Source organism: Bacillus sp. SJ-10, assembly GCF_002843505.1.
GTDB classification, from domain to species: Bacteria; Bacillota; Bacilli; order Bacillales; family Bacillaceae; genus Bacillus; species Bacillus velezensis.
The window spans coordinates 3,138,775-3,162,736 of sequence record NZ_CP025258.1; the positions used below are offsets into that span (position 1 = coordinate 3,138,775).

Genomic DNA, 23,962 nt, shown 5'->3' on the forward strand with positions numbered 1-23,962 from the left:
ATAAGGGACGAGAAAGCTTATCTCGCGGTACCACCCTTTTAGAAAAAACGGATCATCCGTCTTTTCCTCTCGAACATCGTAACGTGATGGAACGTCCTATCCTACTCTCGGTTCAGAAAGGAAACTAAAGGGCTGATCTGCATGATTCCGGCCATCCCGGGCTTTCACCTTCCCCGGGTCGCTTTATAGCCTGTTTTGAGTCATGCCGGTCCCTTTCAATCGTCTTTTCATCTGAATTTATGAACGTATTATATTCGAACGGGCCGGAGAATGTCAAGAAAATCAGAAAATTATTCTTTTTCCTCAAAAACCGCGTCGACTTCATATTCCAGCAGATGATCCCAATCATCGTTCTTCAGCAGGTCGAGCTGCGCCTCAATCAGCATTTGGAAACGCGTTCTGAAGACTTTAGACTGTTTTTTCAGCTCTTCAATTTCCATTGCGATTTTTCTTGATTTGGAAAGCGACTCATTGATGATGCGATCAGCATTTTTTTCTGCTTCACGGACGATCAGCTTCGCTTCTTTCTGCGAGTTGCGCTTTACGTCTTCTGCGGCTTCCTGAGCTACGAGAATTGATTTATTCAGCGTTTCTTCGATATTGGCAAAGTGGCCGATTTTTTCGTCCAGCTCGTTCACTTTCGCCTCAAGCTCCGTTTTTTTACGGAGTGCGATTTCGTAATCTTTTCTGACCTGCATTAAAAATTCATTTACTTCATCTTCATCATATCCGCGAAAACCTTTTGTAAACGTTTTGTTATGGATATCATTCGGCGTTAATGGCATATTGCCACCTCCATTTTTACATTTCAGTACGGTTATCTAGTTCACATTATAAAACAAATACGGCACAGATGGAGAAAAAAACTGAAAAAACGACTCATTTTTGCCGTTCAAATGTAACTTTCCATTTGTCTTTTTTCGTTTTTCCGTCAACTTTTGCCAAACTGCATCGTCCGAAGCCGCGAATCGAGAGCATGTCCCCTTCAGCAACCTGATAAGACGGATCTTCAATGGCTTTCCAATTCACCTTAACGAGCCCGTTTTTCACAAGCGCCTGCGCTTTCTGACGGGATTGCCTGCTCATTGAAGCGCAGACGGCGTCGAGACGCAATGAAGAAACCGTGTCATCCCTTATTTCGACATCTGAAGCGGGAATGTGAAGAGCGGAAAGCTCGATTTTCTCAAGCTTTACCGGCGCTTTGCCCGCTTTGGTCAGCTGAGTGCTGACAAAATCGGCGATTTCACCGGAGACGATCAGCTGCACGGCTTCCTCTGAGAAAATCAGATCGCCGTATTTCTGCCGCTTTAAGCCGATCCCCATTAATGATCCGAGAAGAGAGCGGTGGTCAATGCTGACGAATTTTTCAGCGTATTGAACGTCAAAAGCCCGAAGCTCAAAATCATCCTGTTCAGGTTCCATATATTCAGGGTATAAAATCGCGCGTTTGCGCTCAGCTCTGTCATATCCTCCGAAAAACGCAAGACCGCAGGCGTCGCCGATAACGGCTTTTACAATCACCTGTTCTCTGGGATCTAAGAAATCAGTCAGCTTCATCCGATACTGGTCCAGGACAATCTGTTTCCATTCAAGCGCCTGATCAATAAAAGGCCGCTCGTCTTGTCTGAAGTGCTGGTAAATATCGCTCATGTTCTTTCCTTTCTATGTAAAGAGGCTTGGCTGGTGCCAAGCCCGTATCAAACTGTCGCATTCAAGTATACATTGCGATCATGCGGTATAGGCCCCAAAGTCCCGTCGTGGCAAACCGAAGCACGATAATCGCTACAATCGGGGATATATCCAGCATGGCAATGGGCGGAATGATCCTTCTGAACGGCTCTAAATACGGTTCGCAAATCGCTGCGAGAAACCGTCCGACCGCCGTTTCTCTCGTACTCGGCACCCATGACATAAAGATATAGATGATCAGGGCAAACGAGTAGATGTAAATTAAATAACTCAGAACGGAAAAAATTTGATAAAGAATCATCCTGCTTTACCACCTCTGATGTTCGTCTTCATTTATAAGCTCCGAAATCGTGCCGGAAACGTCGACATTATCAGGCGTGCACAGAAAAATATCTGAACCGATTCTCTGAATGTCGCCGCCGATGGCGTAGACGGTACCGCTTAAAAAGTCGACGATTCTTTTCGCCTGATCATGCTGGATGCGCTGCAGATTGACGACAACCGCCCGCCTGTTCTTTAAATGATCGGCGATTTCCTGCGCTTCCGCATATACACGCGGTTCACTCAACACCACTTTAGAGGATTTCTGAACACTTTGCAAGCTTACTACGTTTTGCTTGCCCTGCGGCTTCTGAGCGTAAGCAGGCTGTTTATCTTTCTGCTGTTCATGCTCTTCCGGATGATCCTGCTCCGTTTCAATGTATTCGTACTCGTACTCCTCCTCATCCATTGAGAAAAAGTTTTTCAGTTTATTTTTCATGCTCATTTGTTTACACCCCCCGGTTCATTTCCGACTAATGAAGAGCCGATTCTGATAAAAGTTGCGCCCTCTTCAACAGCGATTTCATAGTCATTTGACATGCCCATTGACAGTTCCCGGCACGGTGCGTTTGTCTGATTCAGTTTTTGCACCTGATCCCTCAGATCACGCAATTGCCGGAAGCAGGCTCTGATCGTTTCTGTATCGTCTGTCAGGGGAGCCATCGTCATCAGGCCCTCTACAGAAATGTTTCTAAACTCAGAAAGCTCTCTGATAAAGGGGATGACCTCCTCTGTTTTCAAACCGTGCTTAGACGGCTCAAGCGAAGTATTCACCTGCACAAAACAGCGAACCGTATGCTGCGCCCGTTTTTCAATCTCTTTTGCCAATGACAGTCTGTCTAAGGAATGAATATAAGATACACGGTCAACGACGGCCTTCACCTTTCTGGACTGAAGACTGCCGATAAAGTGCCACTCCGGGCTGCCTTTGATGACTTCCTGCTTATGGATAAGCTCGGCATCCCGGTTTTCTCCCAGACTTGTAATACCGGCATCAACGGCCTCTTGAGCCCTTTCGGCTGATACGTATTTTGTAACCGCGATGACGGTAACATCTTCGGGGCTTCGGCCCGATCTGTTACATGCTTCGTTTATTCTTTCGTTTATATGTCGTAATTGATCAGCAACACGCAAGATCTTACGCCTCCTTCATTCCGATAAAGGACATCATGCGTCCCGTTTTCCCTTTGTCGCGGCGGTGTGAAAAGAATAGTTCACGCTCTCGTTCGGTGCATAAACCGCTGACTGAAATGTTTTCTTCCGGAATGCCGCAATGTATCAGAAGAAGACGGTTGACCTCTTTTAAATCAAGCTGATACTGGCCTTTTTCCGTTTCGCATATGGCGGATTCAGCCGTAAAAGGCAGCGCCCGCACTTCATTGATGACGCGGTCGTCGACTGTATAGCTTCCCGCGCTGATGGACGGACCGATGACAGCCTGAATATCTGTTAAACGGGAGCCTTCTTCGTTTACCCAGCGTTCCGTCATGATGCGTCCGATTTGTTTGACCGTCCCCTTCCATCCGGCATGGGCAGCGCCGATAATGGATTTCACCGGGTCATAAAAATACAAGGGCACACAGTCCGCAAAACAAAGGGCCAAAAAAAGATTCGCATCTTTCGTGTAGAGCCCGTCCGTCCCGCGGAATGCGGAAGAATAGTCTCTCGCTCCTTTTCCTTTATCCCCGGCTGTCACGCGCCGGACGCGGTTTTCATGTGTCTGGTCGGCGAACACCCAGGAATCCAGATCAGTACCGCATAAGGACGCTATGACTTCACGGTTTGTCACAACATCATGAGCTTCGTCCCGGACGTGCAATCCGGTATTTAATGACTCATACGGAGGATTGCTGACCCCGCCGTTTTTCGTCGTGAATCCGGCGATGACCTTTGTGTTAAGCTGATTCACACAGTTCCAGTCTTCTATCATGAGTGCCGAGGGGGTGGTAAGACTAAACGGGTGATATGTATTCATGGAGATCCAACCTTTCGACAAACATTAAAAAAGCGTAATTTCCCACTCATTTTAACACAATTTTAAGCATACGTTTAGCGGCTGATTGAAAAATGAGATAAATAAATGTGCCGGAAACATTGAGATTTCCGGCTTTTTACAAGTGAAGGGAGGATTACGCTCCCCCCTTTGGTTCGTTTACACGCACTAAGATGACATCTTCCCCAATTTTAACTATATTTCGCCAAGGAATGATCATTTCCTCTTCTTTTCCGAAAAAACCGAGAACTTTTCCGCTTCCGCCTAAAATAATCGCCTGAATTTTTCCCGTTGTCACGTTAATATCAATATCACCGATGCTTCCGAGTTTTTTTCCGTTCGACACGTTTACCACATCTTTTATTTGAAATTCAGATATGCTGATCATCCGTATCACGCCCTTTGCCCGTTCTTTTTCCTATTATATGAACGGCCGGGCTGAACCTTGTCACATCGGGCAATCTTTTTTGCGGCTGCACCAGCCGAGGATAAATCTCAGCATGATTTTCGTATAGTCCATAAGCTCATCAACGGACACTTCCTCGTTTACGGAGTGGGCGTTTTTTAAATCGCCGGGGCCGTATATGACGCTCGGAATCCCGGCATGATAAAGCCACCCTCCGTCTGTTACGGTTTGGGAAACATCAATGACGGGCTCCTGTTTTTTGACGGCTGAGTGTGATGCAGCCAAGACAGAAACTGCCGGATGGTCCGGGTCGATTTCCAGCGCCGGGAACACCTCTCCTCTGTCTTCAATCATCGAAGATCCGCCCCATTTGAACACCGGCCTGTTTTCTTTGAGCCACAGATCACTGTCAGCGACACGATTAATATAGTCTTCGATTTCTGCGGCTGCTTGTTCGTGCGTTTCGTTCGGATAAAAGTGGACGGTGATCCATAACCGGCATTCATCGGCGACAAACGCTGCGTGTCTTCCGCCTTCAATGACGGCGGGGTTGATCGTATTGGTGCCGGGCGCAAAGCCGGGATAGCTTTTCGTTACCGCCCAGTGGCGCTCCAGCTCTCCCAAGGCAGCAATGATTTTCGCCATTTTTTCGATGGCGCTCGCTCCGAATGTGCCTCCGCCTGCATGAATCATATTGCGCCTCATGCCGTCATGAAATGTTTGTTTGCTTTTCAATTCTATCCAGCCGGTGATTACACCGCCCTGCCCTTGAATATGCAGGCTGCTCGTATCCGCGACAACCGCAAAATCCGCGTGATAGCCGCGTTTGCAGCATTCCAGCGTCCCCGCCTCACCGACTTCTTCTCCGATTACAGACTGTACAATGAGGTCGCCCGGAAGCTCAATGCCGGCATCATGGATCAGCTTCAGAGAGAAAAGAACACACGCCAATCCCCCTTTCATATCAGCGGCGCCCCTTCCGATCAGCATGCCGTCTTTTACGAGCGGCTGAAACGGGTCAGAGTGCCAGTCTTCGCCCCCGGCTTCTGCCACATCAATGTGTCCGTTTAAAATCAGGCTTTGATGCCTGCTTGAATCTGTCCCTTTTAAAACACCGACTACATTCGGGTCTTCCGGATACACATCCCACATATCGACCGAGCAGCCCGTTTCTTTTAAAAAGCCGGCCACCCACTTTTGGGCTTCTGCCGTATTTCTTGCTGGCGGGGCCGGAGTGGGAAAGGCTATCAGTCTTTCAGCAATATGTATGAAGTCGTGCCGCCGTTTCTCCGCCTGGTGTAACAGCATATCAATCTGATGCATTGGAAATCTCCCCTTTGGCTGTATCAAAAAACCCGTTCATTCATGAAATGAAACGGGTAAAAAACGGATCTTCCTCCGCTTTTTCACCGCTTCCCTCCGCCGGCATGATCCGGATCAGGTCCGTTAAGGGTTGAGACAACGTCTCTCTCAGCCGCATGGCAGCACCCCCAGGGTGAATATATGTTATTTTACGGATGATGCCTCTTTTGCACGTGTTAAAAACGGGCGGCCATTGTTCCATAAGACATTGACAGGCATATCGAAAAACGCTGTAAGCCGCTCGTCAGAAAGCATGTCCCTGATTTTCCCGGAGGCGAACACCTCGCCCTGTTTTAAAAGAAGCGCCTGATCAAATACCGGCAGAATTTCTTCAGCGTGATGGGTGACATAAAGGATGGACGGCGCATTTTCTTTTTCGGCGATCGACGTAATCGTGTCCAGCAGCTGCTCCCTTGCCATAAAATCAAGACCCGTCACGGGTTCGTCCAAAATCAGCAGTTCCGGATCAGCCATAAGCGCCCGCGCAATCAGCGCTCTTTGTCTTTCCCCTTGTGATAATGTTTCATACCGTCTGTCGGCGTAACCGATGGCGCCCAAATCCTTCAGAAGACCGATCGCTTTTTCCCTTACTTGCTCACTCGGAGTTTCGTACAGCCCGATTGAGGCGTACGCGCCGCTGAGGGCGATTTCAAAAGCGGAGTCCGCGGCATATAATTTGTGCTGAAGACCTGCCGAAACAAGGCCGATTTTCCTTCTGAGCCTGTCACCGAGCTCTGTTTTGCCGAATTGATGGCCGAGCACCTGCATCTCTCCTGAAGTGGGGAAGTAATAAGAGCATAACATATTCAGCAAAGCCGTTTTCCCGGCTCCGTTTAATCCGTACAGCACCCAATTTTCGTTTTTCTCGACGCGCCAGTTGATATCTTTCAAAATCCATTTCCCGTTTCTTTTTAATGACACACTGTCCAGCTGTAAAATCATTGCAGTTTCCCCCGTTTGTTTTATTTAAATTTTCTAAAAACTTTTACACATTAGAATACATCACTTTTTTGCAAACGTAAACCATCGCATAAAAAAAGCCTTTAAACAAGGTTTAAAGGCTTTTTCCGTTATTGATGGATATTCTTATTCATTTGTTTAATGGCTGCCTTTTCAAGCCTTGAGACCTGAGCTTGGGATATGCCGATTTCTTCAGCGACTTCCATTTGGGTTTTCCCTTGGAAAAAGCGCTTTCGCAAAATCATTTTTTCCCGTTCGTTCAGTCTTCTCATGCCTTCTTTCAGAGCCAGCTCCTCAATCCATTGTGTATCCTTGTTGCGCTCATCGCTGATCTGGTCCATCACGTAAATCGGATCGCCGCCGTCATTATAAATCGGCTCAAACAGTGAAACCGGATCCTGGATGGCGTCAAGGGCAAACACAATTTCTTCATGGGGCACTTCAAGAACTTTGGCGATTTCCTCTGCTGTCGGCTCCCTGCTTGTCTCACTGATTAACCGCTCTCTTACTTGAAGCGCTTTATATGCGATATCGCGAAGCGACCTCGAGACGCGGATCGGATTATTATCCCGCAAATATCTGCGGATTTCTCCGATGATCATCGGTACAGCGTATGTTGAAAACTTAACATTATGGCTTAGGTCAAAATTATCAATGGATTTCATTAGTCCGATGCAGCCGACCTGAAATAAGTCATCAACATACTCTCCTCTGTTGTTAAACCTCTGAATGACGCTTAAGACAAGGCGCAGATTGCCGTTTACAAGCTTTTCCCTCGCTGAATCATCGCCCTCATCCTGTAATTGCCTAAACAGCTTTCTCATCTCTTCATTCTTGAGCACCGGTAATTTGGAGGTATCCACCCCGCAAATTTCGACTTTATTTCTTGACACGTTTTTCCCTCCCACTAGGAGCTGCTGTACAACGTTAAGTATCTCCTCGGGTGGGAAAAATATGCACCGCCATTTTACAGAAATAAACATCCGGCTGCGGCAATCCTTGCAGCAGTAAGGGCTGTCAGATGGAAAAAATTTTACACCATTTTGTTAAACTCTTTTCTCAGTCTTTTGATAATCCGCTTTTCGAGCCGGGAGATATAAGATTGTGAAATCCCCATCATGTCGGCTACATCTTTTTGTGTTTTTTCTTCTTCTCCGACAAGCCCGAAACGCAGTTCCATAATCTGCTTTTCTCTTTCGTTTAATTGCTCAAGCGCTTTTTTCAAAAGTTTTTTATCCACATTGGCTTCAATGTCTTTTGTAATAATATCATCATCTGTGCCGAGCACATCCGAAAGCAGCAGCTCGTTTCCGTCCCAATCAATATTCAGCGGTTCATCAAAGGACACCTCTGAACGGATTTTATTGTTTCTGCGCAAGTACATTAAAATTTCGTTTTCGATACATCGCGACGCGTAGGTGGCGAGTTTGATTTTCTTTTCCGGATTAAAAGTATTTACCGCTTTGATCAAACCGATGGTGCCGATGCTGATTAAGTCCTCGATATTGATGCCGGTATTTTCGAATTTGCGGGCAATGTAAACGACAAGACGTAAGTTTCTCTCAATCAGAATGGCCCGCGCCGCCTGATCCCCGCTCGGCAGCTTTAATAAGAGCACCTGCTCCTCTTCTTTAGACAAAGGCGGCGGCAGCGCCTCGCTTCCTCCTATGTAATACACTTCATCGCTTTTCAGTCCGAGTTTCATCAGCCATTTATACCACAAATATGTCAGACGCAGCTTAAGTTTTTTCATCTTCCTCCCCCTTCTAAATACAATGCATTTTGAGTATGATGAATAACAGACTTTTCGTCAGGAAACATGTTTTACAGCCTTCCCTGTCAGCATCTTCGGATGAACGATTCCGTCAAATTCACCGTCCGCGGATAATGGTTTCGTGCTGATGCCGATCAGGCATTTTTCACAAGCGATCATTTCGTCTTTTGTTAAAATCGTGACGTAATCCGGCTTTAAACAGAGTAAAAATTGATTGTCCTGGCCGACGCCCCTGTACGGAATCAGCCTCAGCTTATCCGCATGGCGGAACGAATCATCAAGCTGCTCTATCACTTCAAGCGGACTGGCGGATTTGATGAGGTCCGTTTCCTTTTCGCTGAGAATCGGAGCGAATTTGTCAATGCAAAGGATCATGACCGGCGTTTTCGTCAGCGGATCATACAGCTGATTCCCGGAATCCACCAATCCTTTCGCGCGGATTGTCTGTCCGCTGAATTCCGCCTGCACCATGACAAGTTCATCGTACTGAATGGACTTCGTCTCGATGTCTTCAATTCTCTTTTTCGAAAAAAACCATATGGCCGGAAATCCGATAACTACAAACATCCAGCTGATCGGGTCGCCGAATCCGGTCTGGCTTGTGACCATTACGCCTTGCTGCACAATTGATTCTGTCTGCAGCAGGGAATGTACGCCGATCATTCCCCCGCCGACGAGAAAAGTCGCGAAATAAAAGGCGAACAAATTTTGAAAAAAGTATCGGAACCGTTTAAAGCCAAAAGCCGTAAGCACGATGACTACTGAAAACGCCATTTTTCCCGCCGGATGCTCCACAAAGGGAGAAACAGGCGTAAACATCAGAAGCACAATGGCTGACCCGATGAAACCGCCGGCGGCCACTCTTCTTTTTTTCACCTGGCGTTTTAAAATAAAGGCGGTCAATAAAAGCAAAAGAGAATCAAAACAAAAGTTCAACAGCCAAATGACATCCAGATAGATTTTCACATCTGACCCCTTTCCTCTTTTGTCTTACTTATCTGTTTCTCTCTCTTGTTTCATAAGTATAAAGCAAGCTCTGTGGGAAAGTCTGTCAATTAATGTTGAGGGTAAAGTACAATTTTTAAGGGATAACCGTTTTATTTGTCGAGGGCCGAAAGGGTTGATTTCCTATTGTCCCCTTCAACTAAAAAAGCGCTGCCGTGATTTGGCAGCGCTCTGTTTTTACTCATTGATATAAAGTTTTCCTTTAGCCGTCTGTCTCGTTTCATTTCCGTAGTCATCTCTTGCGATAACGTCAATTTTTGCTCCGCTTGCTTTGATGGAAGAAGTCGCCGTCCAGTAACCCTCATATCGTCCCGGAGAAATTTCTCTCAGCGGAAGCTCTGTTGCGTTTTGGCTCCCTGCCCGGGCGTTTGTCAGAGGCAGACGGATCACGAAGGAAGCGTCTAATTTCTTTCCGCTTGAAAAAGCGATTTTCACTGATTCTCCGGCTTTTAATTCCTTATCCGCTCCGGGAACCAATCCGGAAATGACGGGAGCATTGTAATTGACATCGATTACCGTCTTTTTCGTTGTTTTGTTACCCGCTTCATCTGAGGCCGTGACCTTGATCTCATTGCTGCCGTTTTCCAGAAGGGTTCTCGCTTGATAAGAACCGTTATTTACTTCAGCTTTTTTTCCGTTCACCTTTACCCATTTTAAATGGGCGTCGTGCACTTTTCCTTTTACAGTCACTGCTTCTTTATTTGTTTTATCACCGTTTGCCGGACTGTCAATCGTCACATCCGGCTTATCCTCATCCAGTATGACCGTGACAGGGCGTGACTCATCGGTTGACCCGCTGTCTGTCACAGATGCCGCTGTCAGCCGATTGGCATCTTTAGTGAGTGTGACATCAGCCTGGAAATTGCCGTCTGCATCTGCTTTCGTTTCTGCGGCGGTTTTACCGTTATTGGTAAGACGGACAGCGGTTTTTGGTGAAGCCGTTCCCTTCACCGTGATTGACTTCTTGTTTGTAAATGACTGATCTTCAGGCGAGGTTATCTCAGGCACAGAAGCTTCATAGTCGACCAAAGCCCTGATCATAAAGTTTCCGTCTGATTTATCGGCTTTTGACCAGCGGCCGTCAAGGTATTGCCAGTTTCTGTTCGAGTACGGACTGCCGTCATCAGATGACAGGGCAGGTGTATAAGGATCGGGTTTCGTCTGGCGGAACACAAGATAAAAATCCTTTCCGACCGCGATTCCTTTTGAGCTGAGATCCACTTTGGTCCATTCGCCGTTTCGAAGCGCTTCAGCTTGGAACGGGCCGGCAATTTTGCTGCCCGGAGCTCCATCAGGGCCGGATGCATCATATACTTCTGCTTGAAATTCAGTACCGCCCGGATCAGGCCAGTCGGCGCCCCAAAATTTAAAAAGGCCTCCCGTCAGCATACCGTGTTCTTTTCCGTCTTTAAGCGTCATCTTAACGGCAGATTTGCTGCCGGCTTTAAAATATGACAGCGCGGCTTCTTCCGTCCCGTTATCATAGGCAATTTCCCCTTCATAACCGATATACGGCTTAAGCTTGACGTTTTTTTCAGAATCTCCTTTGATGTCAACAGAAAATTCGCTATTGTAAAAGCCTTTTGCCGCTACTTTGATTGTGTAGGAGCCTTCGTACGCCTTAAGCGAATATTCCCCTTTATCGTTTGTCACCGCCGGTTCAATTGCGGCATCCTCAGCCACATAAAGCGCAGCCCCTTTTACCGGTTTACCTGTTGACTGATTGGTGATGGTTCCTTTTAGCGTACCGGACGGCATTTGCTCCAGTGTAAAGTCTGCCTGTGCGGTTTTGTCTGATTGAATAGAAACTTGTTTCGAAGCGGACTTAAATCCGTAAGCCTCGGCTTTCAGCGTATAGCTTCCCGCCTTATGTGACAGGCTGTAGCTTCCGCTTGCAGGGTCGGAATATACGGATTTCCCCGTCTCGGCGACACTGATTTGCGCTCTGAGCGGCAGGAGGTTTGTTTCACGTTTCACTCTTTTTCCGGGTGATTTCACTGCCGGTTTGGCCTGTTTCGGACTGACGGCTTTTTTCTTCAGGTGGCCGGGAGGTGTTTGTCTTTTGTGTTTATTTTTTTTGGCCGCCTTGCCGAGAGGGCTGCTTGAAAGCCGGACATCATCGATATACCATCCGTCTTCATTCAGTACTTCGTCTGACTGCATATTAAACATGAGCTTTATGTTTTGGCCTTTATACGCAGATAAATCAGCCTCTTCATCGTTCCATCCTGCGGAGTCACCATTGTAAACGGCCGCCTGCTCCCAATTTGATTTTCCTTCCGGCAGAACGAACACATACCCGTAATCAAAAAATTCTTCGAGCTTGTGCCAGCTTTTAAATTGCAAAAACAGCCGTCCTGTTTCCGGAACTTGAATCGGAGGCATCACCAAATTCATGTTGGCTGAATCGGCATAAGGGCCGGACAGATTCGTCGCATACACTTTATCTCCGGAAAATGCGGTGCCGGGCCCTGAACCCGGGGTACCCCATTCCCATTGGTCATGTGTCCCGTAACTGGACCAGCCCGCCGGCTGTGATTCAAAATCCTCTTTGTATCCCGCAGTAATGCTCGGTTTCACGTCAGCCCGGTACGTATCAGATTCTACAGAATGACCTCCGAAATCTTTTATGGTCCATTTATAACTTATCTTGCTTCCCGTTACATCCGGAATTTCCGCCTGGTATGTTCCCTTTTTTTCATCACCGCTTTTTTGAACGGCGGCTGTCGTTTTCCACTCTCCTTCATCAAACTGATAGGAAAGGATGACTTCAGTTACGCTTACATTGTCTTCTGCTGTAACCGTTAACGGAAGGTTTGCCCCTTTGTAAGCCACTGAGACCGGTTCATGGTGAAAGCTGGGCGGATTGTGATCTTCGCCCGCAGAAGAGACCTTGCCTTCTACGCTTCCGATACCGTCCGTTACGGCAGAAACGGCATCAAAAGCGTTAACGAGACCGTGGCCGTAACCGTTATTCGGTGACTCCGGAAAAACGGAATCTGTCAGCTTTTCCGCGGTGCGCGTCAAAACGTCTTCCATTTCATCGACCGTAATAGAGGCGTTTGCCTGCCTTAACAAAGCCGCCGTCGCCGCCACATGCGGCCCGGCCATTGAAGTTCCGTCCCAGCCGCCTTCGTATGTTCCTCCAGGGATCGAAGAACGGATATTCACTCCCGGAGCCGAAATGTCCGGTTTTGTTTCATGATACGGTGAGGGGCCTTGAAGTGAGAAATCAGCGAGTTTCTTGTCGATGTCAGTCGCACCTGTCGCAAATGCTTCAGGATAATTGGCCGGATTTGCGATTGAACCCGGTCCTCCCGGTGTAAATAAGTCTTCATTTCCCGCAGAGAACTCCGGAAAAATCCCTGCCGCTCTCCACGCATTCACCATATCGCGGTACCACTCGTCCATTCCCGAACCGCCTGCCCAGGAATTATTAACAACATCCGGCGCCATCTCGGGATGCGGCGTGCCGTTTTTATCTTTAGGCGCGAGCACCCATTCACCGGCATCCAAAATATCGGCATCGGTTCCTCCGTCATCTGAAAATGCTTTTACTGCGATCCATTTCGCCCCCGGAGCCACACCGATTTGATTTGAGCCGTCAGGTTCTGAACCCGTCATGGTCCCTGTTACATGAGTGCCGTGTTCAAGATCATCGTAGGGAGCGTCTTTATGGGACACGGCATCATACCAGTTCATTTCATTATTCGGCGCTGCGGGATTTTCAGGATCGTAACCCCGGTATTTTTCCTTAAGCGCCGGATGATCCCACTGAACTCCCGTATCAATGGAGGCGACAACCGTGCCGGTTCCGTCGTATCCTGAGGCCCAGGCCTGCGGCGCATCAATTTGGCTGATATTCCATTCGATGCCTTCCTTTGCTTTGATCTCTTTTTGTTTTTTCTTCATTTGAAAAGGAGCTTTTGATTGTCGTTGAGTAAGCTGACGTTTTTCATTCGGAAGAACTTTTTCTACTTCAGGAAATGAGGCGGCTTTTTCCATTACCTCTTTCGAAGCAGTGACTGCCATTCCGTTAACAATATAATAGGAATGGATGTGATCAGCCTTGCCTTTCTTTTTTTGTTTTTCCAAATATGTTTTCAGATTCTGCTGCGCATCATGAGCCGCCAGTTTTAAAGAAGAAACGACGGCTGACCGCTTTTGATATTCGGTTTTTGCTGCGGAAAGCGATTGAGACTTGGCGTTTTTTTCTGCTTCTTTGACCGCTTTTTTCGTATTGGCTTTCTCTTTAAATTTGATAAGAAACGTGACTTTATCATTTTTTTCAAAACGCTTCTTGACTGAATCGGAAATCTTATGCTGAATGCTCTTAGAGGAAGAAAGATCTTTGGTGAAAGAAACTGCCCCCGGTGTGCTGTTCGCTCCGGCTGCACCCGGAAACAACAGTGAACTGACGACAATCGCGCTTAAAACGGAGCCTGTCCATCTGTTTCTCGTTTTTTTCTTCAATCGTATCCCCCCTTATTTGGTAACACCCTATAAAATGTGTATCCCTCCTTCATAATTGGAATCGTTTGTCATTTTCGATGCTGTACGTTAAATGTAGACAATCTTCCATCCAGATATTGTCACATTCTGTAGAAAGCCGTATGAAACTAAAAAACAATCAATTCGTCATAGGTATAAAGTTGCTTTTTTCACCGTATAGATCATGGGGATAGGAAGGAAGACTGGCACAAAAAAGAAAAAGGACAAAACCATGTGGTCTTGTCCTTTTTTACATCAGCCGCGTTTGTTGCGGTTTCTTAAAAATGTAGGAATGTCGAGGGCATCATCCGCCGGCTGTGATGTATGGCGGTTCGCCGTGTTTTGATGCTGTGTTTCTTCTCGTTTCGGCTCACGTTTCGCAGCGTTTTGGCTTTGAGACTTCAATCCTTGGTTTAAAGTCGGGCGCTGCGGTTTTGAGTCATCTTTTTCCTGTTCGATAAAACCGGTCGCAATAACGGTGACGACGATTTCATCTTTCAGATTTTCATTGATAACTGAACCGAAAATCATGTTGACATCAGGGTCAGATGCAGAAGCGACGATGTCGGCTGCTTCCTGCACTTCGTAGAGGCTCAGGTTTGTACCTCCCGTAATGTTCATCAAAACACCTTGCGCTCCGTCGATTGCCGCTTCCAGTAACGGACTGGAGATCGCCTTTTTGGCGGCTTCAGCAGCACGGCTTTCGCCCGTAGCGATCCCGATACCCATCAATGCTGAACCTTTGTTGGACATGATGGTTTTGACATCGGCAAAGTCCAAGTTGATTAAACCAGGCGTTGCGATGAGGTCAGAGATACCTTGCACCCCTTGGCGAAGCACGTTATCAGCTTCACGGAATGCTTCAAGCATCGGTGTGTTTTTATCGACAATTTCAAGAATGCGGTCATTCGGAATAACGATCAGTGTGTCAACGGCTTCTTTCATTGCCGTGATACCGCCTGCAGCCTGCAGCTGACGTTTTCTTCCTTCAAATGTAAACGGTCTTGTTACGACACCGACAGTCAAAGCGCCTAAGTCCTTTGCGATTTGCGCGATAACCGGTGCGGCTCCCGTTCCGGTACCGCCTCCCATTCCGGCTGTAACGAACACCATGTCAGCGCCTTTTAGCGCTTCTTCGATTTGTTCCTTACTTTCTTCAGCGGCTTTTTTGCCCACTTCCGGATTCGCACCCGCTCCGAGACCGCGGGTCAGCTTTTCCCCGATCTGCATTTTCACTTCCGCTTTTGACAGGTTAAGAGCTTGCGCGTCCGTGTTTACCGCAATGTACTCTACACCCTGTACTTCATTTTCAATCATTCGGTTGACCGCGTTATTACCGCCGCCTCCTACTCCGATTACTTTAATTGATGCTAAGCCGTCTATGTTTGTTTCGAAATCCAACATGCTAAATCCTCCTAATCTGCCGAATGACTATCAATCTATTCCCAAAACATGCTTAATAGTTTTTTCATTTTGCTCGGTTTGTTGTGTTCGGCTTGTGTTTTTTGTTTTGCTTTTGGACGCTGCTGCGCCTCTGGCCGCTGATGATGTTCTTCTTCGTGAGAGACCGCGATTTCCTGCACGGCTTCTTCCGGCATATGAAAGCCTATTTTTCTTCCCTGAATTCTGGCATTTCGGCAGGCAAATTGTATCAAGCCGACACCCGTCATATACTGAGGGTCTCTTACACCGATATAATTCGGGCTTGCGACCCTTACATTGTGCCTCAGCACTTCCTGTGCCAATGAAAGCACTCCGGGCATTGCGGCCTGTCCGCCGGTCAGCACAAAGCCGCCGGGCAGATCTGTAATTCCCATATGCTCAATTTCGGCTGCGGCAATCTCAAGAATCTCTTCCACTCTTGCTTCAATAATATTGGCAATTTCCTGCTGTGTAAAAGATTGCTTTTGATTCGTTCCTATGACGGTGACTTCAAATACTTCATCTTCTGAAGCCTCATCATAGAATGCATGTCCGAATTGTTTTTTTACTCTTTCAGCCTCTTCGGTGGAAGTGCGCAATCCGATCGATACATCTTTCGTGATGTTTTCGCCTCCGAGCGGAATGACGGCTGTCTCCTTCAGGTGCCCCTGTTCAAATACCGCCACCGTCGTCGAGCCGCCGCCGATATCAATCATGGCGACTCCGAGGTTTTTTTCGTCTTTTGACAAAGCCGCCGAACCGGCCGCAAGCGGCTGCAGGCAGATATCAGTAATTTCAACGCCCGCTCTCTCCACACAGCGAAGTAAATTATGTAAGATCGTTTTGGAGCCGGTAATCAGCGTGCCTTCTACTTCCAGGCGCACGCCGAGCATTTTTTTCGGATCGGTAATTTCGTCTCTTCCGTCAACGATAAACTGTTTCGGAACAACGTCAACGATCAGCTGCTCATGCGGAACTGACACGACCTGTGCCGCTTCCATTACCCTGCGGACGTCTTCAACGTGAATTTCTTTGTTTTCACTGGAAACAGCGACAACGCCGTTCGTATCTTGAATATGAATATAATTTCCATTAACGCCGACAATGGCTTTTTTCAGCGGAAAACCTACCATTCTTTCAGCTTGGTCAAACGCTTTTCTTATAGAATGAACGGTTTCATCTATATCAACGATTGAGCCTTTTTTCAACCCTTCAGACGGTACATTTCCCACTCCGATAATGTTAAGGGAATCATCTGTCATTTCTCCGACGATCACTTTTGTATTGGACGTACCGATGTCAAGACTGACGTAAAGTTCATTGTTGTTCATTCTATGGCACCTCCTCACATTTCGATCAAATTCTATTCTATTATTTGCGGAACAACAATACAATGAATGTGGCTTTACAAGTGTGTAACAAAAACAACAGCATCAACAAATTCTTATCTGATTTCTCACAATTTATGTTTAATGAAACTATTCGTTATATTCTATGTATATCCTCTTTTATATCGCATTTTTTTTATTTTTTTTAGAGACGGCCCACCTTACCGTAAGATTTCTTGTCACGGTGTCATACTGTGCAATCCAGATGCAAATATACCCGCTTTCCCTTAGTCTACACTAAGATGAACCTCCAGAAAAGCTATAGATATTGCCAGAAACATCCGAAAAAAGAAGAAACAGGAGGAAAATTCCAAATGTAATGCTCACTGCAGAAGACACGCCCATTGCATTGAGAATTTTCCGCTTGTCCGGCAGCCATATCCCGCGCAAAAACAAACATAGTCATAATGATTCCGCTATCGGTTATATCGGCTGCCCCGCTGATTGTAATAGATTCTTTTGAACCGCCTTTAAATTAGTTCTTTAGAACTATTAATCATTTTCTTTTTTCTTGCCGGATTTACCTTTGTTAAATTCTTCAAAATACGTAGCGACTTCTAAGTGGATAATCCCCTTTTTCCCGCCATCCAGCTGGGAAACGATAGAAGGATAGGTCTTCATCCGGCCGGCAAACGTTTTAATAGAAGCGGTAACTACATACCCGTCGTTCATATACAGCTTGATCCGGTCCTGATCCATTTTTACCGGTGTATAATAGATTTCAGAAATCGACTGCTTAAGCGAACCGGAAAGCTTATCAAGCTGCTCCGCCATTTTGACCCGCTTTTTCGCGTTTGTCCAGTCAACCAAAATCGGGCCCGCGTCATCCGGCGTGACTTCGTTCGGCAGCACAGTGCCGTTCTCCAGCACTTCATAATACACATCATGTCGCTGCAGATACGCGATCGTCTTGTATTCTTCAATGTGAATGCTGACTTTGTTAGGAAATACTTTTGAAAGTTCCGCCTTTTTCACCAGCTTATTCTGCTCAATCTTTTCTTCTGTTTGTTTCTTGTTCAGACTCCAGAACTCGGTTTGTCCGTTATGTATATCAGAAAGCGCGTTGATCTCTTTTACAGAAACGTTTTCGTTTCCGGAAACGGTGACAGAAGACACTTTGCTGATCGGCATCTGCAAGTACACGATGATCAGCACCATCATAAAAAAGAGCACAATGAATGAAATCAGCCGGCGGTTTGCTTTTTGTTTCCGCTGCTCTTTGATTTTCGGAATCCGCTCTTCAATATTTACGATTTTTTCTCTTTCATGATTTGGGTTCACTGCCTGTCCACCTCACTAAGAATGAAACAGCTTGACATTCGTCTGATTGAAAAACAAACGGCATGCTGTGATGCCGTTTGACATTTGTTAAAAGTATATCACATGAGCCCATGTAAATCAGAGAACCTTTTAACGATTCCCTCCGATGATTTCAACTTCTGTATGCATGTCAACATCATACTGCTCACGGATTGTCTTTTTCACATACTCAATCAGGTCTAGAACGTCCTTGGCAGTCGCTCCGCCGGCATTGACGATAAAATTCCCGTGCATTTCGGATACTTTCGCTCCGCCGATCTGATGTCCTTTTAATCCCGCTTTTTCAACGAGGTTTCCGGCATGATTCGGCAGCGGATTTCTGAATATGCTTCCGGCGCATGGGCTTGAATACGGCTGAGTATTTTTTCTGTAATCTTTGTTCTGCTGCATTTGCGCCGTAATGGCTTCCCGTTCCTTTTGCTCAAGCTTAAGAACTGCCTCGAGACAGACACCGGGGCGTTTTTTCTGCAAAACAGACGTTCTGTAGCTGAAATCCATCTCTTCGTTTGTCAGCCACTCGATTGTGCCGTCTTCAAATAAGATACGGGCTTTCACAAGAATCTCACTCATATCAGATCCGTGCGCCCCGGCATTCATATAGACGGCTCCGCCGATTGATCCGGGAATGCCCGCTGCAAATTCGAGACCGGACATTCCTTTTTTACTCATGGAAGTCGCAAGCCGGACGACCGAATAGCCGCCTCCGACCGTCACCTGATCACCGTCAATCTCCAAATGATCCAGACCCGCGCCCAGTTTGATGACAACTCCTCTTATGCCTTCATCAAGCACGAGCAGATTTGAACCGCGGCCGATAACCGTCCATGGCAGATCATGTTTCTTCACAATATCCATAATATCTTTGACCGCTTCCACACGGTTGGGGATGATTAAAATGTCCGCCGGACCGCCGATTTTCATCGTTGTATGGTTCGCGAGCGGTTCTTGTTCCAGCACTTTGCCGACTTCGCGGTCTCTTAATTCCTGAATTACGTTCTCCATCATAAACCTCCGCATTCCATTTGCTCTATTTTTTTATGTCTTCCATGATACTGTACAGTCTGGCTGCCGCATCCGGAACACCGAGTGATTTTGTCCGCTCACTCATGTCTTTTAAGGTTTCTTCATTCATGACGATTTTGTCCAGCGCAGCGATCAGTTTTTCTCCGCTGAGCTCGGTTTCCTTCAGTACGATTGCAGCGTCATGCTGGCTGAGCGCCTTCGCATTGACTTCCTGGTGATTGGCTGTCACATACGGGCTCGGAATAAGCACGCTCGGAATGCCGAGAGCGGTGATCTCCGCAATCGTCGTCGCTCCGGCTCTTGCCACAATGACATCAATTGATTGTAAGTACTCCGGCATTTGGTGCAAAAACGGTTTTGTCACCATATTATCAGCGGCTTTTCCGCCTTTCAGCTCAGCCGTTACCTTCTCGTAATGCACTTCCCCGGTAATATAAAGGACTTGGTAAGGTCTCGTTTTCAATTCTTCCTGCATATCTATAACGGCACGGTTAATGGGAGCCGCGCCTCTGCTTCCGCCGAAAATGAGCACCGTTTTTTGATTGTCTTTCAGCCCGAACTCAGTTAATGAGCGGCCTGTCTTAATTGAGACGACTTCAGAGGCTCTCGGGTTTCCCGTAAACACAACTTTTTCAGCAGGAAAATGCGATTTTGCCTCTTCAAAGCAAATTGCCACCTTATTAACATATTTCGAGAGAAACTTATTTGTGATGCCGGGCAGGCTGTTTTGCTCATGAATGATCGTCGGAATCCCCATTTTTGCCGCCGCGTATACGACCGGACCGCATACATAGCCGCCTGTACCGATAACGGCATCCGGTTTAAACTCTTTTAAATATGATTTGCTTTTCGTCACGCCTTTTAAGAAACGCATGACGGTTTTTACATTTTCAAAAGAAAGTTTTCGTTTGAAACCTGTAATTTCAATGGCGCGAAACGGAATATTTTCCCGTTCAACAATTTTTTTCTCAAGGCCGTTCTCTGTTCCGATATACAAAAATTCCACATCCGGATGCCGGCGCTGAACTTCTTTAATAAAGGCCAGGGCCGGATAAATATGTCCTCCGGTTCCGCCTCCGCTTACTGCAATACGCATTCGTATGTCCCCCTTAATCACATAGCGATAACCCTGTTTTTTAGGACAGGGTTATTGATGTTGTCTGTTTTTTTATAGATAACGAATAAATCATGAGTGATGAGGCAAGATACAGATCAATACCTCGAGTACCGGCTGACATTTAAAAGCACGCCGACCGCTGCGAGCATCAGCGTCAGTGATGAGCCTCCGTAGCTTAAAAACGGCAGCGTAATTCCTGTTACCGGGATCAGCCCCGTCACAACGCCGATATTAATCATGACTTGAATAGCTATCATAGAAATAATACCGATGGCGACAAAGCTTCCGTATAAATCCGGCGCGCCGAGGGCAATCCTGACGCCCCGCCATAATAAAATACTGAACAGCAGCAATATGAGCGAACCGCCGATAAAGCCGAGTTCCTCAGATAAAATAGCAAAAATGAAATCGGTTTGCGGCTCCGGCAGGTAAAAAAACTTTTGCCGGCTTTGGCCCAGCCCCATCCCGAACAGACCGCCCGGACCTACGGCATAGAGCGACTGAATGATCTGAAATCCGCTTCCAAGCGGATCCTCCCACGGGTTTAAGTAAGAGGTAATCCGTTTAATCCGATAAGGAGCGGATAGAACAAGCGCCGCAAATCCGCTTAAACCGATGAGTCCGAGAAACGCGAAATGAGCGATTCGCGCACCGGAAACAAAAATCATCACGATGCACGTGCCCACCATTACCGTCCCCGTTCCCAGGTCGGGCTGGCACATAATAATAATAAATGCAGAAAACACGATTCCGAGCGCGGGAACGAATCCGCGTCTGAATGACGTAATATTCTTCTGTTTTTCAGAAAGAAATTTAGCCAGAAACGCGATCATCGCGAGTTTCATAAACTCCGAAGGCTGAATGCTGAACGCTCCCACTCCGATCCAGCTTCTTGAACCGTTCCGCACCATTCCGACTCCCGGAATCAGCACAAGCACAAGCAGAAAAAAACAAATGATCAGAAGCAGCTTCGACCATGTGCGCCATGTCCAATAATCCACATTCATAATGAAAAACATGGCAATGACGCCGATCCCCGCAAACAGCAGCTGCCGTTTCGCGAAGAAAAACGAGTCGTCAAATTTATAATCCGCCCATACCGCACTTGCACTGTAGACCATAATTAATCCTATTGTTAAAAGCAATAACGTAATGATAACTAATAACAAATCAGGCGCTGTTTTTTTAGTAGTCAAAGCAATCGACACCCCAAGCATAAGTCATTTAGGGCTGCCGATGAACAGAGACAAGCCCTTACTTAAGCATATGCACGGCATCTATAAACATGTCACCGCGTTCTTCAAATGTTTTGAACTGATCCCAGCTTGCACACGCGGGTGACAAGAGGATGACGTCTCCTTCATTTGAGAGCGCAAACGCCGCAGATACTGCTTGTTCAACATTATCGACACGTTTGACATGTTGTATTCCCAGCTCATTGCCCAGTTTTTCTATCTTCGGCGCTGTCTGTCCGAACGTCAGGACCGCTTTGACATTGTCCATATACGGTTTCAGGTCGTCAAAACCGTTGCCGCGGTCCAGTCCGCCTGCAAGCAGAATAACCGGTGCTTTGAATGCGGAGAGCGCTTTGCTTGTGGCCAAAATATTCGTCGCTTTGCTGTCATTATAAAATTTACGATTCTGGATCGCAGTTACATACTGCAGACGGTGTTTGACACCGGTAAAGCTTGTCAGCACCTTCTGAATCGCTTTATTAGACGCGCCCGCCGTTTTTGCCGCGGCTACAGCGGCCAATATATTTTCTAAATTGTGCGCGCCCGGCAGTACGATGTCATCAACAGGCAGAATCGCTTCATTGCCGAACATCAGCATTCCGTCTTTAATGAATGCGCCGCTTGACAGTTCCTGGTGAACTGAAAACGGAACGGTGCCGGCTTTTCCGCTTTCGGCAAGCCGCACGACTGTTTCATCGCTTTGATTCACGATGGCCGTATCACTCTCAAGCTGATGAAGATACACGTTCTGCTTGGCTTTTTCATAGTTTTCACGGCTGTGATGATAATCCAAATGAGCGTCGAATACATTTAAAATCAGGCCGATTTCAGGTCTGAACGCATGAGTCCCCATAAGCTGGAACGAAGAAAGCTCTGTGACGATCCATTCATCACCGTCAGCATGATAAGCCACTTCACTGGCGACAGTGCCGATATTCCCTGCGATCAGCGCCTTTATCGAGTCAGCTTTCAGCATTTCATAAATCAGGGTCGTCGTTGTTGTTTTCCCGTTTGAACCTGTAATGCCGATGAATTTTGCATTGGTGATATAATACGCAAGCTCGATTTCCGTCCAGACCGGGATGCCTCTTCTTTGCGCTTCCTCCACCATGATATTTTCATACGGGATTCCGGGATTTTTGATCAGAATGGTAATGTGATGCTGATCAAAAAGTGACGTCGGATGCTCACCGCAGATGACTTCAATTCCTCTTTCTGCAAGCCTTTGGGCAGGTTCGTTCTCTTCAAAGGCTTTTTGATCATTCACGACGACGTTAACGCCTTTTTCATGAAGAATCGACGCAGCCGCATATCCGCTTTTCGCCAGTCCGAGGACCAGAAAGTTTTGTTTTTGCAAAAAAAGTTCGTTTTCCACTTATAACCACACCTCGATGTAAATTCCTAAAACGGCAAGCAGCAGTCCCGCAGTCCAGAATGTGACGACAACTCTCCATTCAGACCATCCGACCAATTCGTAATGGTGGTGAAGCGGACTCATCTTAAAGATTCGTTTTCCTGTCGTTTTAAAGCTGATGACTTGTAAGATAACAGATAAGGTCTCAATAACAAATACTCCGCCGATAATGACGAGCAGAATTTCAAGCTTCGTCAGAATGGCAACGGTCACGATCGCTCCTCCGAGCGCAAGCGAACCGGTATCCCCCATAAATACCTTGGCGGGATGGGCATTGAATACAAGAAAACCGAGAACGGCGCCGACAACGGCAACCGAGAAAATCGCAACGTCATATTGTGACTGGTTCCATGCAAGGATGGCGAAAGCGCCGAATGCGATAGCCGCGGTACCGGACAAGAGACCGTCCAGACCGTCTGTCAGGTTGACGGCATTTGAACCTCCGACAAGCATAAAGAGAACGAGGATAAAGTATCCCCAGCCGAGATCGATTGACAGATGTGTGCCCGGCACCCGGATGCCGGTTGAAAAATGGCAATAATGATATACTCCGTAAAATACAATGGCAATAATGATCTGGCCGATCAATTTCTGCTTCGACGTCAATCCGAGATTCCGTTTCATTACTACTTTAATATAGTCATCCAGAAAGCCGAGCAGGCCGTATCCGATCGTGACAAACAGCAGAAGAAACATTTCCGCGCTCAGATGCGAAAATTTCTGCGTCATGACAATCGCCGTAATGGCGATGGATACGATAATCATGACTCCGCCCATCGTCGGCGTCCCTGATTTTTTCATATGTGATTTCGGCCCCTCTTCCCTGATACTTTGGCCGAATTTTAAACGTCTTAAAAACGGGATAAGAATCGGAGATATCAGAACACTGATTAAAAATCCCATTATTATTGTAAATAAAATCACTTGCTCAAGCATTGCTCTTTTCTCCTCCCGTTTCGTTCAAACGACATACGTATTTATCATATTCACATTGTGTCCCCGTAATTCTTTTCATTTCCCTCATTCTAACACTCTTTCCTGT

At 46.7% G+C, this 23,962-nt stretch carries 21 protein-coding genes and 1 riboswitch; all 21 genes read right to left on the reverse strand.

Features of this window, described 5'->3' with window-relative positions; translation table 11 throughout:
* Positions 1-290: 290 nt before the first annotated feature.
* Positions 291-785: a septum site-determining protein DivIVA gene (gene divIVA / locus CXL14_RS15490; protein ID WP_003154406.1), complete on the reverse strand. Its 495-nt coding sequence runs from the start codon at positions 783-785 to the stop codon at positions 291-293.
* A gap of 94 nt (positions 786-879) precedes the next feature.
* A complete protein-coding gene (locus CXL14_RS15495) occupies positions 880-1,650 on the reverse strand; it encodes a YlmH family RNA-binding protein (RefSeq protein ID WP_007409722.1) in 771 nt (256 codons plus the stop codon).
* Between the two features lie 61 nt (positions 1,651-1,711).
* The gene (locus CXL14_RS15500) at positions 1,712-1,990 is read right to left on the reverse strand and encodes a YggT family protein (protein WP_003154408.1); all 279 of its coding nucleotides are present in this window, start codon (positions 1,988-1,990) and stop codon (positions 1,712-1,714) included.
* Positions 1,991-1,996: 6 nt separating this feature from the next.
* Complete coding sequence (sepF, locus tag CXL14_RS15505) at positions 1,997-2,455, reverse strand: cell division protein SepF (RefSeq protein ID WP_007409719.1); 459 nt, start codon at positions 2,453-2,455, stop codon at positions 1,997-1,999.
* Positions 2,452-3,144 carry a YggS family pyridoxal phosphate-dependent enzyme gene (locus tag CXL14_RS15510; protein WP_014417725.1) on the reverse strand — a complete coding sequence of 231 codons (693 nt, stop codon included), beginning with the start codon at positions 3,142-3,144 and terminating at the stop codon, positions 2,452-2,454. The genes sepF and CXL14_RS15510 overlap by 4 nt, the downstream gene beginning before the upstream one ends.
* A gap of 4 nt (positions 3,145-3,148) precedes the next feature.
* The gene (pgeF, locus tag CXL14_RS15515; protein WP_014304972.1) at positions 3,149-3,985 is read right to left on the reverse strand and encodes a peptidoglycan editing factor PgeF; all 837 of its coding nucleotides are present in this window, start codon (positions 3,983-3,985) and stop codon (positions 3,149-3,151) included.
* A 154-nt stretch (positions 3,986-4,139) separates the two neighbouring features.
* Positions 4,140-4,391: a YlmC/YmxH family sporulation protein gene (locus CXL14_RS15520; protein WP_003154415.1), complete on the reverse strand. Its 252-nt coding sequence runs from the start codon at positions 4,389-4,391 to the stop codon at positions 4,140-4,142.
* 60 nt (positions 4,392-4,451) lie between these two features.
* Positions 4,452-5,732, reverse strand: coding sequence for an acetylornithine deacetylase (locus CXL14_RS15525; protein WP_014417724.1), 1,281 nt, complete (start codon positions 5,730-5,732; stop codon positions 4,452-4,454).
* Between the two features lie 74 nt (positions 5,733-5,806).
* Positions 5,807-5,911: riboswitch (TPP riboswitch) on the reverse strand.
* Positions 5,912-5,915: 4 nt separating this feature from the next.
* Positions 5,916-6,713 carry an ABC transporter ATP-binding protein gene (locus tag CXL14_RS15530; RefSeq protein ID WP_007611292.1) on the reverse strand — a complete coding sequence of 266 codons (798 nt, stop codon included), beginning with the start codon at positions 6,711-6,713 and terminating at the stop codon, positions 5,916-5,918.
* 128 nt (positions 6,714-6,841) lie between these two features.
* Positions 6,842-7,624, reverse strand: coding sequence for an RNA polymerase sporulation sigma factor SigG (gene sigG, locus CXL14_RS15535; protein ID WP_003154420.1), 783 nt, complete (start codon positions 7,622-7,624; stop codon positions 6,842-6,844).
* Between the two features lie 140 nt (positions 7,625-7,764).
* Positions 7,765-8,484 (reverse strand): RNA polymerase sporulation sigma factor SigE, encoded by a 720-nt coding sequence (gene sigE / locus CXL14_RS15540; RefSeq protein ID WP_007409714.1) that lies wholly within the window; start codon positions 8,482-8,484, stop codon positions 7,765-7,767.
* A gap of 57 nt (positions 8,485-8,541) precedes the next feature.
* Complete coding sequence (spoIIGA, locus tag CXL14_RS15545) at positions 8,542-9,471, reverse strand: sigma-E processing peptidase SpoIIGA (protein ID WP_014417723.1); 930 nt, start codon at positions 9,469-9,471, stop codon at positions 8,542-8,544.
* A 216-nt stretch (positions 9,472-9,687) separates the two neighbouring features.
* The gene (locus CXL14_RS15550; RefSeq protein WP_014417722.1) at positions 9,688-13,983 is read right to left on the reverse strand and encodes a S8 family peptidase; all 4,296 of its coding nucleotides are present in this window, start codon (positions 13,981-13,983) and stop codon (positions 9,688-9,690) included.
* 273 nt (positions 13,984-14,256) lie between these two features.
* A complete protein-coding gene (gene ftsZ / locus CXL14_RS15555; RefSeq protein WP_014417721.1) occupies positions 14,257-15,405 on the reverse strand; it encodes a cell division protein FtsZ in 1,149 nt (382 codons plus the stop codon).
* Between the two features lie 35 nt (positions 15,406-15,440).
* Complete coding sequence (ftsA, locus tag CXL14_RS15560) at positions 15,441-16,754, reverse strand: cell division protein FtsA (protein WP_003154425.1); 1,314 nt, start codon at positions 16,752-16,754, stop codon at positions 15,441-15,443.
* Between the two features lie 549 nt (positions 16,755-17,303).
* Positions 17,304-18,092: a cell division protein FtsQ/DivIB gene (locus CXL14_RS15565; protein WP_007409710.1), complete on the reverse strand. Its 789-nt coding sequence runs from the start codon at positions 18,090-18,092 to the stop codon at positions 17,304-17,306.
* Positions 18,093-18,221: 129 nt separating this feature from the next.
* Complete coding sequence (gene murB / locus CXL14_RS15570) at positions 18,222-19,133, reverse strand: UDP-N-acetylmuramate dehydrogenase (RefSeq protein ID WP_014417720.1); 912 nt, start codon at positions 19,131-19,133, stop codon at positions 18,222-18,224.
* Positions 19,134-19,158: 25 nt separating this feature from the next.
* Positions 19,159-20,250, reverse strand: a complete 1,092-nt coding sequence (gene murG / locus CXL14_RS15575; RefSeq protein WP_014417719.1) for an undecaprenyldiphospho-muramoylpentapeptide beta-N-acetylglucosaminyltransferase — start codon at positions 20,248-20,250, stop codon at positions 19,159-19,161.
* Between the two features lie 116 nt (positions 20,251-20,366).
* Complete coding sequence (spoVE, locus tag CXL14_RS15580; protein WP_003154430.1) at positions 20,367-21,467, reverse strand: stage V sporulation protein E; 1,101 nt, start codon at positions 21,465-21,467, stop codon at positions 20,367-20,369.
* A gap of 58 nt (positions 21,468-21,525) precedes the next feature.
* Positions 21,526-22,881: a UDP-N-acetylmuramoyl-L-alanine--D-glutamate ligase gene (gene murD / locus CXL14_RS15585; protein WP_014417718.1), complete on the reverse strand. Its 1,356-nt coding sequence runs from the start codon at positions 22,879-22,881 to the stop codon at positions 21,526-21,528.
* Positions 22,882-23,856 carry a phospho-N-acetylmuramoyl-pentapeptide-transferase gene (gene mraY / locus CXL14_RS15590; RefSeq protein WP_007409707.1) on the reverse strand — a complete coding sequence of 325 codons (975 nt, stop codon included), beginning with the start codon at positions 23,854-23,856 and terminating at the stop codon, positions 22,882-22,884.
* Between the last annotated feature and the right edge of the window lie 106 nt (positions 23,857-23,962).